General features: G+C 34.3%; 11 protein-coding genes and 1 tRNA gene. 6 read left to right on the top strand and 6 right to left on the bottom strand.

Annotated features, from left to right (window positions below):
* Positions 1-2 precede the first annotated feature (2 nt).
* Positions 3-467, bottom strand: a complete 465-nt coding sequence (rimP, locus tag BUA03_RS06260; protein ID WP_066080801.1) for a ribosome assembly cofactor RimP — start codon at positions 465-467, stop codon at positions 3-5.
* Between the two features lie 175 nt (positions 468-642).
* Here rimP and BUA03_RS06255 point away from each other — a divergent pair, with 175 nt between their 5' ends.
* On the top strand, positions 643-1,467 hold the full coding sequence (locus BUA03_RS06255; protein ID WP_066080471.1) for a universal stress protein: 825 nt from the start codon (positions 643-645) through the stop codon (positions 1,465-1,467).
* Between the two features lie 118 nt (positions 1,468-1,585).
* Here BUA03_RS06255 and BUA03_RS06250 read toward each other — a convergent pair.
* A tRNA-Gln gene (locus tag BUA03_RS06250) sits at positions 1,586-1,656 on the bottom strand.
* A gap of 238 nt (positions 1,657-1,894) precedes the next feature.
* Between BUA03_RS06250 and BUA03_RS06245 the strand changes: the two genes are divergently transcribed.
* Both BUA03_RS06245 and BUA03_RS06240 read left to right on the top strand, forming a co-directional pair.
* On the top strand, positions 1,895-5,206 hold the full coding sequence (locus tag BUA03_RS06245) for a glycosyltransferase family 117 protein (RefSeq protein WP_066080474.1): 3,312 nt from the start codon (positions 1,895-1,897) through the stop codon (positions 5,204-5,206).
* 177 nt (positions 5,207-5,383) lie between these two features.
* Positions 5,384-6,025, top strand: a complete 642-nt coding sequence (locus BUA03_RS06240) for a polysaccharide deacetylase family protein (protein WP_066080478.1) — start codon at positions 5,384-5,386, stop codon at positions 6,023-6,025.
* A gap of 14 nt (positions 6,026-6,039) precedes the next feature.
* Here the strand turns inward: BUA03_RS06240 and BUA03_RS06235 are convergent, their stop codons facing one another.
* The 3 genes from BUA03_RS06235 to BUA03_RS06225 all read right to left on the bottom strand — a co-directional run bounded on the left by BUA03_RS06235 (position 6,040) and on the right by BUA03_RS06225 (position 9,340).
* Positions 6,040-6,336: a thioredoxin family protein gene (locus BUA03_RS06235; protein WP_066080481.1), complete on the bottom strand. Its 297-nt coding sequence runs from the start codon at positions 6,334-6,336 to the stop codon at positions 6,040-6,042.
* A gap of 74 nt (positions 6,337-6,410) precedes the next feature.
* Complete coding sequence (locus BUA03_RS06230) at positions 6,411-7,646, bottom strand: metallophosphoesterase (RefSeq protein WP_066080484.1); 1,236 nt, start codon at positions 7,644-7,646, stop codon at positions 6,411-6,413.
* A gap of 185 nt (positions 7,647-7,831) precedes the next feature.
* On the bottom strand, positions 7,832-9,340 hold the full coding sequence (locus tag BUA03_RS06225; protein ID WP_066080487.1) for a hypothetical protein: 1,509 nt from the start codon (positions 9,338-9,340) through the stop codon (positions 7,832-7,834).
* A gap of 356 nt (positions 9,341-9,696) precedes the next feature.
* On the opposite strand from BUA03_RS06225, the gene polA reads away from it, so the two are divergent.
* The 3 genes from polA (at position 9,697) to BUA03_RS06210 (ending at position 13,349) form a co-directional block, all read left to right on the top strand.
* Positions 9,697-12,540: a DNA polymerase I gene (gene polA, locus BUA03_RS06220; RefSeq protein ID WP_066080489.1), complete on the top strand. Its 2,844-nt coding sequence runs from the start codon at positions 9,697-9,699 to the stop codon at positions 12,538-12,540.
* A gap of 105 nt (positions 12,541-12,645) precedes the next feature.
* Positions 12,646-12,951: a DUF6922 domain-containing protein gene (locus BUA03_RS06215; RefSeq protein ID WP_066080492.1), complete on the top strand. Its 306-nt coding sequence runs from the start codon at positions 12,646-12,648 to the stop codon at positions 12,949-12,951.
* Positions 12,952-13,013: 62 nt separating this feature from the next.
* A complete protein-coding gene (locus BUA03_RS06210) occupies positions 13,014-13,349 on the top strand; it encodes a nucleotidyl transferase AbiEii/AbiGii toxin family protein (protein WP_066080495.1) in 336 nt (111 codons plus the stop codon).
* Positions 13,350-13,414: 65 nt separating this feature from the next.
* Here BUA03_RS06210 and BUA03_RS06205 read toward each other — a convergent pair.
* The coding region (locus tag BUA03_RS06205) for a DDE-type integrase/transposase/recombinase (protein ID WP_139255616.1) at positions 13,415-13,952 on the bottom strand (538 nt) is incomplete at its 5' end.

Raw genomic sequence — 13,952 nt, 5'->3', positions numbered from 1 at the left:
AATTAAAATGTTACTGTAACAATTGCTTCTTTTATATCTTCATAAGGTAATTTAAGTTCTTTTTGAACTGTTTCTTTACCTTTCCCTACCTTTTTAGGCTCTCTTGCTTCCCAAGACAAAACTACAAAATCATCGTTAGCTTCTACTAATTCTGCTTCAATTATTTCTGTCCCAGTCTTTACAATCAAAGTTCTCCCTATATTTTTCTTGTATTGCCTTACTAATTTCAATGGCGACCCGACCCCTACTGAAGCTACTTCTAAGGAATAATCTTGTTCCTCACGGTCCAAATCATTGTCCATGAAACGACTTACATCTATACAATCCTGAAGCGCCACTCCATTATCACCATCTACAGTCACAATAACCTTGAAAGCATCAGTGATAACAAGGTCTATCAAAAAAATTGATGGCTTTTCTAAGAGGCATTCTGCCAATAACGTATTTACTTTTTCTTTAAATGTCATATTTTTATAAAAAGAGGGGACATTTAGTCCCCTCATTATCTAGATTTTAATAAATAACGGTGCAAATATAGTGTTTTTTTTATAAACTAAAATAATCACTTGGTGTAAAATAATTTCTTATCTTTAAAAGTCAATTAAAACAACCGATTTTACCATAATTTAACACTTTCTTACTATGAAACGCATTTTAGTTCCCACCGATTTTTCTGAGCATGCCGAAAACGCTTTAAAGGCCGCAGTACTGATTGCAAAAAAAACTAAATGCGAACTATTTATTTTGCATTTATTAGAAGTACCGAATCAGATTAACGATACGATAACAGGAGGTAGCAGCATTCCTGAAGAAATGCTGTTTATAAAAAAAGCCAATGAAAAATTACAAAAAATTACAGAGCAACCCTACTTAGCTGGAATTTCCGTAAACGTTTCCGTGCAGTACGAAAGAACTTTTAGTGGCATTTTAGCATTTAACAAAAAAAATAAGATTGACCTCATCGTAATGGGATCACATGGAACTTCTGGCATTGAAGAGCTATTGCTGGGCTCTAATACTGAAAAAGTGGTGCGCCTCTCCGAAATACCAGTTTTAGTCATTAAAAAAGATGTAAGAGACTTAAAATTCAAAAACATGGTATTCGCTTCTGATTTTTCGCCAGAAACAAAAAAACCTTTTATAAAAATGCGAGATTTTGCCGCAATTTTTGATGCAAATCTATTTTTAGTTTTTATCTGTACCCCAAATAGTTTCAAGACTACTCTTGATGCGGAAAAAATAATGAGCAAGTTCATCAAGAACTACGAAATTAAAAACTACTCTTTGCACATTTTTAATGACACTAATGTCGAAAACGGAATTGTCAATTTTTCAAAAACTATTGACGCTGATTTAATAGGACTCTGCACTCATGGCAGAACTGGATTGGCTCATTTTTTCACAGGAAGCATCAGCGAAGACTTGGTCAATCATGTTACAAAACCTATTATTACCTTTAAAATCTAACTCCTGACTAACTCCAACCTTCTAGAATACCATTTATATTTTAAAGAAATAAAAATTTAAAATGACGCTCTTAAATGCATTCCATAAAAAAAGCCCCTCAAAATTGAGGGGCTTTCTGTTGGTCTACAAGGACTCGAACCTTGAACGACTGCACCAAAAACAGTTGTGTTACCATTACACCATAGACCAGCGTTGCTGCTAAGCGAGTGCAAATTTAAAATAAAATTTAGTTTGCACAAACTTTTTTTGCCTTTTTATCAAAAAAATTTTGCCTTAATTTGAATTTAGACCTATAATTTGGTCAAAAAACCTCACAATCAACATGTTATTAATTTGCATTACTTTTCCAGAAAATAATGTTAATCCTACTAGGGTTAAACAAAAAAACATTTTCTTTGTAACTTACAATTAAATTAAATTTTAGTACATGGATAAAGCAGCATTCAATTTCAATAAATGGAATACCATCATTGGTTGGCTTACATTTGGAATCGCATTATTAACCTACACTTTGACTGTTGAACCTACAATGAGTTTTTGGGATTGTGGCGAATACATTGCTACTGCAGCAAAATTAGAAGTTGGACACCCGCCGGGAGCTCCCTTATATCAAATGATTGGTGCTTTTTTCGCCATGTTTGCTACTGATGAGACTAAAATTGCCTTAATGGTCAATATGATGTCCGTATTCTCCAGTGCATTTACCATTTTATTTTTGTTTTGGTCCTCATCAATGGTGCTAAAGAAATTAGTTTCTCGATTTTCAGACTCAAATCTAAAAGAGGAACCACTTAAACAAGCTACTAAAAGTAATGAAATTGTAATATTAGGAAGTTCATTTGTTGGTGCTTTAGCTTATACATTCTCTGATAGTTTTTGGTTTAACGCAGTGGAGGCCGAAGTTTACGCGATGGCTTCTTTATTTATTGCGCTGCTATTTTGGCTGGGTTTACGTTGGGAACAAGACATGGATAAACCAAGAGGAAACAAATGGTTATTAATCATTTCTCTTGTTGTTGGTCTTTCTTTTGGAGTCCACTTCATGGCGTTACTAACGATTCCTGCTATTGGCTTTCTTTATTTTTTTAAAAATTATAAAGTTGTTACCCTTAAAAGTTTTCTTGTCGCCAATGTAGTGGTAATTGCAATTTTACTTTTTATTTTCAAATTGCTTCTTCCTATGACTATGGGATTCTTTGGTAAAACCGAAGTCTTTATGGTGAATAGTCTAGGATTACCCTTTGATTCAGGAACTCTATTTGTTACCGTTTTGCTAGCAGCCTTGTTTTATTTTGGATTAAAATACACCAACAACAAAGGCCTTGCAACTGCCAACACCTTAATTCTATGCATCCTTTTTATCCTCATTGGTTTTTCTACATGGACGATGTTACCGATTCGCGCCAATGCCAATACTGTGATCAACGAAAACAAACCTTCTGATGCTCGTGAAGTTCTTGCCTACTATAATAGAGAACAATACGGAGTAAATCCATTGTTTTACGGCCCTCAATATACTGAAGGATTTGCGGGTTTAGACAAAGACAATCCCTATCTAGACAAAGCACCCAACTACGAAAGAGATTATAAAACCAATACCTACGTTATTGTAAATAATTTTAAAAATGCAGATCAAAACACAGATGACAACCACAAAACGATTTTACCAAGAATGTGGAGTGGTGATCATATTGAAAATTATATGAATTTCACAAATCCTCCTGAGTTTAGGTTAAACCCTAATTATCCCTATGAAGATGATTTAGCTAAATACGGTATAGATCCAAGTCAACTGAGTGAGGAAGATTATAATAAAGCGATTGCACAACTGAAAAACGAAACACAGAAAACCATAAATGAATTCAGACAAGCTTACGCGCAAAAACAAATTGATAATGAAGGGTATATTAAGTTCCTGAAAAGCTATGGTGATTATCTCCTAGTTGAGAAACCTACAACAGCGGACAATCTGGGCTTTATGGTTGAATACCAGTTTGGATATATGTACTGGAGGTATTTAATGTGGAACTTTGTTGGACGTCAAAATGATATTCAAGGAAGATACGATTACTTAGATGGAAACTGGCTTAGTGGAATATCGTTTATAGATGAATTGCATTTAGGAAGCCAAGAAAACCTACCTTCGGATGTGTTGAATAATAAAGGCCGAAATGTCTATTTCTTCCTGCCATTTATTCTTGGTTTAATTGGTTTAATGTACCATGCGAATAAAGATTTGAAAAGCTTTTATGTACTGCTCGCTTTATTTCTATTTACGGGAATAGCCTTGAAAATCTACTTAAATGAAAGACCATTTGAGCCTCGAGAAAGAGATTATGCTTTAGTGGGTTCGTTTTATGTATTTGCCATTTGGATTGGATTTGGGGTGTACGCCTTGTACGAAAGTGCACAAAAATACTTAGCCCCAAAAATTGCTGGTCCCCTTATAATCGCGGCGAGTTTACTAGCCGCTCCTGTACTTATGGCTTCTCAAAACTGGGATGATCACGATCGCTCTGGAAAATACACCGCTGTAGCCATGGCAAAAGCATACCTGACCTCTTGTGACCCTAATGCAATTTTATTTACTATTGGTGATAACGATACCTTTCCGCTTTGGTACGCTCAAGAAATTGAAAAAGTAAGAACCGATGTCAAAATTGTAAATACGAGTTTATTCATGACGGATTGGTACATTGATCAGATGAAAACTAAAACCTACGAATCGGATCCGTTGCCCATTTCTTTTACACACGATCAATATGTAGGTGATAAACTGGACTATGTAGCTCACATTCCTAAAATTGAAAGCCGCTGGGATATAAAAGATTTTATCGATTTTATTAAAAATCCAAAATCAACTGTTGAAATGCAAAACGGTCAAACCATTCATTTTTATCCTACGAATAAAATCAGAATTCCAGTTGACAAAGACATTATTATCAAAAACAAGGTTGTTTCTCCTAAATACAATGACTCTATAGTTCCCTACATTGACTTGGACATTAAAGGCAATGCCTTGTATAAAAACAGACTAATGATGCTCGATATCGTTGCCAATAATAATTGGAAACGCCCAATTTATTTTAGCGGAGGCGCCTTTGACAGCGAAGATTATATCTGGATGAAAGAATACCTTCAATTAGAAGGTATGGTTTATAAATTAGTCCCAATAAGAACCGTCATCCCTAAAGATGGTGGTCCGCTTGAAATGGGACAAATTGATGCGGATAAAATGTATGCCAAAGTAATGAAATGGGATTGGGGAAACAGCGAAAGTCCAACTATTTATCATGATCCAGAGACCCGAAGAAATAGCATAACCTACCGAACCAATCTCTCAAGATTAATGAATCAGCTAATTCTTGAAGGACAAAAAGACAAGGCAAAAAACATTATCGATTTGGCCATGACAAAAATGCCAGTGGAATATTTTGAATATTATTCCTTAGTAGAACCTTTTGCTGGCGGATATTACAAAATTGGTGAAAAAATAAAAGCACAGCAATTGCTAAAAAAACTAGTGGGTAAGTATCAAGAAAACCTCAACTATTATGGCAACCTTAAATCTTCTGAGCAAAGTAGTATTGCAACTCCTATCATTATCGACATTGAGCGCTACAGAAGTCTCTTGCAGGTGATGAAAGAGAACGGCGACTTGGATTTCTACAACAAAAACAGAATTACGTTCAACACTTACATTAAAATGTTTGAACGTTTTGGCCGTGAAAAAGAATAAATTTAAGTAGAAAGTAAGACGAGGAGTTGCTTATGAATTTATTGTGTAATAAATTTATAAGCAACTCCTCGTCTCTTTTTAAAAATCAAGGCAGAAGTACCTTGCAAAAAACAGACTACTTCTTAGTTTCAATTAAAAGAAAACCAGCATTTTATTTATGTCCCAAATTTTCAACTGATGAGCTTCTACTGGATTAAGACCAACTGGATTATAAAAAAGATATTTTCTAATTATATTTGGGATGTCTCCAATACAGGAAATACCGTTTACCTCACATTTGATGATGGACCTGTCCCCGAAGTTACAGGATGGGTTTTGGAGGAATTAAAAAAATACGATGTAAAAGCAACTTTTTTTTGCATAGGAGACAATATCAAAAAAAATTCAGCACTATTTAAAGAGTTAGTTAAAGAGGGTCATGGAGTAGGAAACCATACCTTTAATCATCTAAATGGCTGGAAAACAGAAACAAAATCTTATGTAGAAAACACAAAACTCTGTGCAGAGGCAATTCAGAGCAATAGTAATTACGGTTTAAAATCTAAACTATTCCGTCCCCCTTACGGCAAATTAAAAAGAGCCCAAGCAAGAGAGATAAGAGCATTAGGATATAAAATAATGATGTGGGATGTACTCAGTGCGGACTTCGACACGACCATATCCAAAGAAAAATGTTTAGATAATGTACTATCAAATATAAAACCGGGAAGTATTATTGTTTTTCATGACAGCCTAAAAGCCTTCAAAAACCTTGAATACGTGTTACCAAAAACACTGGCTTTTTTAAAAAAAAATAATTTTAAATGTGCTGTTTTATGAAACAAAAAATGCTGTTATAATTGTTCCTGAACGATTCCAATAAGCGTATTGGCATCTAATTCTCCGGACTGTCTCCAAATCATTTGACCGTGTTTGTAAATCATCAAAGTAGGCAAGCCTTTGATGCGTAGGGCATCCGCTAATTCTTGATTTTTATCTACATCAATTCTAATGACTTTTGCTTTATCGCCAAGAGCAGCTGCTACATCCCTGATTACAGGATGCATTGAAACTGAAGATTCGTTCCATTCTGTGTAAAAATCAATTAACACAGGTACTTGAGTATTTATAAGTTCTCCAAATTTTGACATAAAACCAAAAATTTAATTTTTTAAAATTCACTAAAAAGAGATATTTATTTTACAAATGTAGCATTTTTAACGTATTATGCCACATTAACACCTTTTTTTAGTTCAATGACTGTTATTTCCGGCATAATACCTACTCTACCTGGATATGCATGAAAACCAAAACCTCTATTAACATAAACGTATCTTCCCAGGTTCTCATATAATCCCGCCCATTGTTTATAAACATACTGTGCTAAACTCCATTTAAAGTACCCTGGAATTTCAATACCAAATTGCATTCCATGGGTGTGTCCAGAAAGTGTAAGATGATAATGTTTATCGTCATGTTGCACTACATGTTCCCAATGTGAAGGATCGTGGCTCATCAAAATCTTAAAATCTTCTTTCTTTAGTTGCCCTGAAGCCTTGCTTAAATCTCCAGCTTGTTTGAAGTTATGACCCCAATTCTCGACACCTACTAAAGCTATTTTATCTTCTCCTTTTTGGATAAAAGTATGTTCATTCAACAATAAATTGAAACCTATTTCCCCGTATAAGTTTTTTATAGCTTGAAAATTATCTTCTTTTGCGGCCTCCGTTGGCCACGTAATATATTCTCCATAATCGTGATTCCCTAAAACCGAATATTTACCATATTCGTGCTTTTTAATTTTATTGAATGTTTCTATCCAAGGATGCATTTCCTTTGCATCCGTATTCACGATATCGCCAGTAAACAAAATCAGATCTGAATTTTGCTCATTTACCAGATCAATGGCATAATTAATTTTTTCTGGATTATCAAAACTTCCACTATGAACATCTGATATTTGAGTAATCGTAAAACCATCAAAAGCATCTGGTAAATCAGGAAAAAAGATCCGTTGCTTGATCACCTTGTAATTGTATTTTCCTATTGTCACTCCGTATATTAAGGACAAGAAAGGAACTGCTGCTAATCCCAATCCTATTTGACTTACAAACTTTCTTCTGGAATTAAGGAAATCTGTACTCTTGTCATATTCGACAAAAAAATTAACGGATCCTACACACAGCCTGTAGATATCTTCCCCCATTAATGTAAAAGTCAATATTAATTTTGGAACATAAACAATAAGCAACAAACCCATGGTAGACATCATTTGTTGAGTCTGCCCTACGCTTCGGTCAAATTGCATTAAAGAATAGACAATATATACTAAAAATAAGAGGCTAATAAACTGAATTGAAAACAATGCTGGCTTTGATTTTATCAAAGTTTTTAATACTTGAAATGTATAAAGCTCAATAATGAGTAGGACTAAACACAAGAATACGATACGAAAGATCATTATAAAAAAATTTTTAACAAAATAACAAAAAATTTAAGTTACGTAGATTGGTATTAGTTAAAATTTAACGGTTGATTATCCTTGAAAAAAGCATAGCGATTTTAAATATTGAAATTTAATAAAGAACACATTATTTTCTGCAAAAATAATGTGTTCTTTATTAAATTTAAAACTGATTTTACTTATTATTTCATTGAAATATTATAGGACCGAAACGTAAAGATTTTGTTAGTACCATTAAGTCGCTGACCGTACAATTCAACATATTCACCAGTACTAAGGGTTACTGTTCCGGAAACAGGGAAACTTTGCACACTTGCAGTATTAGAATCTATAAAGGTTTCAGATGAAGTGACAAAATTGAAAGGACTTCCACCCACCGCAAATTTAACAAAATAAAATAAAAGGTCGGCACTACCAGTTCCACCTTCAAATGAAACGGAAGCCGACACGGTAAACGTTCTCCTTTTTTTTCCTAAATAAACAATTCTGTTAGTTGTTGCTCCATCCATTCTAAATAAATTAGTAGGAACTGTTGTTCCAGGAATCTTGTAAGCGGTAGTAGTACTTGGCATTTGAAGAGTTGGCGAAGTTAATGTCCTATCCAAATATAAATTGCCTGATGCAAAGGAATCACCTTCGGTTGGAATTCCTGCGCATCTTATATTCCAATTATTATTAAAATTATAACCTGTGTAGGTCCCAATCGTGTAGGGCTTTACATATCCAGCCGCATTACTTCCGGTAAACACGACACTTTCAATAACAGCATCACCATTTATAATTGGATTACCAGACACATCAAAACCAATACTTGATCCGGAAACTTCACTAAATCCTCCTTGTTTGGCAACTTGTTCAAATGTCCCAACAATCTTCTCATAAGTTCCAGAATTACCCAGAGGTAAACCGCCTCCAAACCAGCCAGCATTATTAATCAATAATTTATTGATATTTTCGTAAATGATTCCATTTGCATTACCTACATATTGTACAATACTCACAAATACTAATGAAAAACCTTTGATAAGACCAACATTTGCTGAGTTGGCTACAATACAATCCCTAAATACCAAGTTTTGATTTCCAGCGCCCGTTATATTAAAAACATTACCACTAGCCCCTGATGCTACAACAGTTAACACCCTAATTGATCCACCTGTTGTCCCCGTAAAGAGATCTCCATTTGCTTTAATCAACTTATCCTCTCCAGAGTCTAAACCAGCAACATAGGCATTATTTAGCTCTATTGGTAAGTCTACATTGATTGCGCCATTGATTTCGTATAAAGTTTCCGAGTCCAAAAGATATTTGGAGCCACCTCCAGCGGTTTTCTCCGCAGCTAAAACTGTTGCTAAAACATCCGTAGATTTGATTCTCTTAAACTTTGATCTCCCTGTCGTAGCACTATTGATAACATTCCACGATGCAATGGCTGTATTGTAGTGGAAAAATGATTTCAAATCGGTATCATAAACCATTAATCCATCGGCTGGCGACGAAATAGCCGTTCGTTGCACCGTTGTCATTCTGGGCGTCAACATTCCTTGGGTTGTCGAGGAAACATCTAAAACAGAGCTTGCGTTTGGTGTTATCGTTCCTATGCCCACCTGGCCAAACACATTTGTCGTTATTATCATGAAAAATAACAAACAGGCTTGCAAAACCTTTGTAACAGCGTAATTTTTTTTCATAATAAATAAAATAAAAGATTAAATAATAGAGCATAAAATGGATTCTCAAAACCATTTGGTAAAATTAAACAATATATCGATTAAATACATATTATGTCGACAAAATACACGTTTTTAATTATAATATATTATTATTCTTATAATTTTAAATATATTTTAAATAACCATTTGCTATTTATATCTATTTTCTTTCGAGTAAAACAGTACGGAATCATTACTAAAAAAATATACACTACTTTAATTTTCATTAGTATGAAATTAGTTTGCATTGCAGATAAAAACAGAAATTTTTCAAACCAGCTCCCCTTTATGTCACAAGTTTTGTACTTTTGAAAACTTTACAAAAACCACAATTCATGTCACAACAAAAACGCCTGTTCCTTCTAGATGCTTATGCCTTAATCTTTAGAGGGTATTATGCTTTCATAAAAAATCCACGAATCAATTCTAAAGGAATGGACACCTCGGCCATTATGGGATTTATGAATTCCTTAATGGACGTAATAAAAAGAGAAAAACCAGATCATCTTGCGGTTGCTTTTGATAACGGTGGTAGCCAACTAAGAAATGATATTTTTCCGGAATACAAAGCACATCGCGATGCGACTCCAGAGGCCATAAAAATTGCTATTCCCTATATTCAGCAATTATTAAAAGCGATGCATATTCCCATTATTGAAGTTAAGGGATTTGAAGCTGACGATTTGATAGGAACTATTGCCAAGCAAGCCGAAAAACAGAATTACAAAGTCTTTATGGTAACACCCGATAAAGATTTTGCACAACTGGTTTCTGAAAACATATTTATGTACAAACCCGCTAGAATGGGTAACGGCATAGAAATTTGGGGGATTCCTGAAGTTTTGGCAAAATTTGAAATCGAACGACCAGATCAAGTAATCGACTTTCTTGGAATGATGGGCGATACAGCGGATAATATTCCGGGACTTCCTGGCGTAGGTGAAGTAACGGCTAAGAAACTGTTGAAGGAATTTGGAACCATGGAAAACCTTTTGGCTAATACGGATAAGCTTAAAGGTAAAATGAAAGAAAATATTGAAGCGAATAAAGAAAAAGGCTTGTTGTCGAAAACTTTAGCGACAATTATCATTGATTGTCCAGTCGTTTTTGATGAAAAAGATTACGAATTATCCACTCCTGATGTCGAAAAAACAGATGCGCTATTCAACGAATTAGAGTTTAGACGAATGGCAGAACAATTTGATGCCATATTCCTCCCCCCGTCCCCCACCGAAGGAAAGGGAATAGAAGCTGTTGATCCAAGATTGTATAAAAAAAATCTCGCACCACACACAGAGCAATTTGACATGTTCGCAATTCAAAATGAAGATCAAAATGGCGTGGAAAGCAGAACTGCGTTTTACAATACTTTAGAAAACACCCCACATTCCTATCAGATAATTCAAGGTGATTTAGGCCTGAGATTGCTGTTGCAAAATTTACAAAAACAAGCATCGGTTTGTTTTGATACGGAAACTACAGGCTTGGATGCCTTGCATGCGGAATTAGTTGGAATCTCTTTCTCTTATGAAAAAGGAAAAGGTTTTTATGTTCCATTTCCTGAAAACCAAGAAGAAGCGCACTCTTTAATCGATAAATTCATTCCATTTTTCGAAAATGAAAAAATTGAAAAAATTGGACAAAATCTAAAATACGATTTAAAAATTCTTTCCAATTACAATGTTACTGTCAAAGGAAAATTATTCGATACCATGATCGCCCATTATCTGATTAATCCAGATATGCGCCACAACATGGATATTTTAGCAGAAACGTACTTGAAATATGCGCCACAATCCATTGAAACATTAATTGGTAAAAAAGGAAAAAACCAAAAATCAATGCGTGATGTTGAACTGGAGGTAATAAAAGAATATGCCGTTGAAGATGCTGATGTAACCTTGCAACTAAAGGAAATTTTCATCTTGGAATTAGACAAAACCGGAACTAAGAAACTTTTTGAGGATATCGAAATCCCGTTAGTAAAAGTTTTAGCTGCTATGGAGAAAGAAGGAATTCGGTTAGACGTTCCCTTTTTGAAGTCCTTATCACAAGAATTAGACAAAGACATCAAAACGCTGGAAGCAACTATTTTTGACATTGCAGGCGAAAAATTCAATTTGGCTTCTCCAAAACAATTGGGAGATATTTTATTTGACAAATTAAAACTAGGTGGAACCAAACAGAAGAAAACCAAAACAGGTCAATATGCAACTGGCGAAGAAGTGCTAAGTTATTTAGCAAAAGACAACAAAATAGTTTCGGCTATATTAGATTGGCGTTCCTTAATAAAACTTCAAAATACCTATGTTGAGGCATTGCCTCTGCAAGTAGACGCATGCACAAAGCGCATTCACACTGATTATATGCAAACTGTGGCGGCAACAGGACGCTTGAGTTCTACCAATCCGAATTTACAAAACATTCCTATTCGTACCGAACGGGGGCAACAAATTAGAAAAGCATTTGTAGCCCGTGATGAAAATTACACTTTGGTCTCTGCCGATTATTCTCAAATAGAACTCCGAATTATTGCTGCCTTAAGCGGGGAGGAAAATATGATTAAGGCATTCCAGAATCACGAAGATATTCACAAGTCGACGGCATCAAAAGTATTCAATGTACCATTGGAAGAGGTAACTCGGGAACAGCGAAGTCATGCTAAAACAGTGAATTTCGGAATTATATATGGTGTTTCCGCTTTTGGATTGAGCAATCAAACCAACTTGTCTCGCAAAGAGAGCGCTGATTTAATTGAAGCGTATTACCAAACGTATCCCAGATTAAAATCTTATATTCAAGAGCAAATTGATTTTGCGCGCGATAATGGTTATGTGCAAACCATATTGGGTCGTCGTCGTTATCTAAAAGACATTAATTCTCAAAACGCGATTGTTCGTGGTGGCGCAGAACGCAATGCGGTAAACGCACCTATTCAAGGAAGTGCAGCTGATATCATCAAAATTGCGATGATCAATATTCATAAAAAATTAACTGACGACAACTGGAAGAGTAAAATGCTGCTTCAAGTACATGATGAATTGGTTTTTGATGTTCATAATTCGGAGCTCGAAAAAATCCAACCGATGATAAAATACGAAATGGAAAACGCTTTTAAACTTGATGTGCCTTTAGATGTAGAAATTGGAAAAGGAAAAGATTGGTTGGAAGCGCATTAACTTTAAGGTTATATTCGTAGTGTTAAAGTTAAGAGAAGTCAATCACAACATTTACAAAAAATCAAAAAAGTTGAAGATTCAAAAATTTATATTAATTTTGTTTACATGAAAACGGCTTACGATATCAACGATTTGTCATCTCATCTTTTTTGGGATGTAGATAAAAGTGCTTTAGAATTTGAAAAATCGAAGGTTCAAATAATATATAAAGTTTTAGAATTTGGATTAATTTCAGATTGGAAAATTATTCAAGAAATTTATGGATTAGAAACCATAAAAAATGTTTCTTTAAAATTACGAACGTTAGATGTTATAACGTTAGCTTTTTTATCTGACTTATTTAAAATTGAAAAAACACAATTTAGATGCTACAAAAACAGTCAGTTAATCCAAAACTCTTGGACCTCTTAAAAAAAATAATGAATTGCGATTCATTTACTGGTTTTAATCTTGTTGGTGGTACGTAACTTGCCTTGCAAATTGGTCATAGAAAGTCGGTTGACATTGATTTATTTGGGAATTCTGAGATCTATGCTGATGATTTTATTGAAACCCTTTCCTCTTTTGGCAAGGTAATCACTTTAAAAAAAAGTAATAACCTTTTAATTCTCTCTGTTGATGGCATTAAAGTGGATTTTGTTAATTACAAATACCCGTTATTGAACAAAATAGAAGTTATAGAAAACATTCGTTTGGTTACCCAATCTGATATAGCGGCAATGAAGCTAAATGCAATTGTTGGCAGAGGAAGCAAAAAAGACTTTGTAGATTTATGTTTTGACCCCTATAAAACAAGAGTATTATTCTAAATTTCGATTTTTAATTACGCTGTTAATTTTTTCATCATTATTAGGTGTTTATCAGAGTTCCATTTCTACACTGGTGTAATTCTTCCTAAAAGTCCATGTAGCCTCGTATTGTTATAGAAAATCACATATCTTTTTAGTATTAACTCAATTTCTCCAAAAGTTCTGTAATCAAATCTTTGGAACACTTCTTTTTTTAGTATTCCATGATAGGCTTCAATATGTGCATTTTCTTCAGGTGTGGCTACATGTGTAAATTCTTTCTGAACTCCTATGAGTCCAAGGTATTCCCGAACACTTTTGGCAATAAATTGAATTCCATTGTCACTTCTTATAACAACACTTTCAGGGTATTGATATTCTAAAAATAAATCAGAAAGAAATGTTATTACTTTGTTCTGTTTTATTGAGAAAGAAAAGTAATCTTTTAATATTCTGCGGGTATGAACGTCTATGATTGATAATAAATAAGCGTTTTTACCTACACTAGGAATCCAAACCATCTTTATACCCATTTCTATGCACTGAAACGGTCTAACGGTAATTACCTTTCTATATTTTACAAATTTACGGCCAGAACCACTCCTGTTTATTCGGTTTTCTAAT

Origin of the sequence: Flavobacterium fryxellicola, assembly GCF_900143245.1 — a bacterium.
Taxonomy (GTDB): domain Bacteria; phylum Bacteroidota; class Bacteroidia; order Flavobacteriales; family Flavobacteriaceae; genus Flavobacterium; species Flavobacterium fryxellicola.
This window is presented reverse-complemented; position numbering and strand designations above follow the sequence as displayed.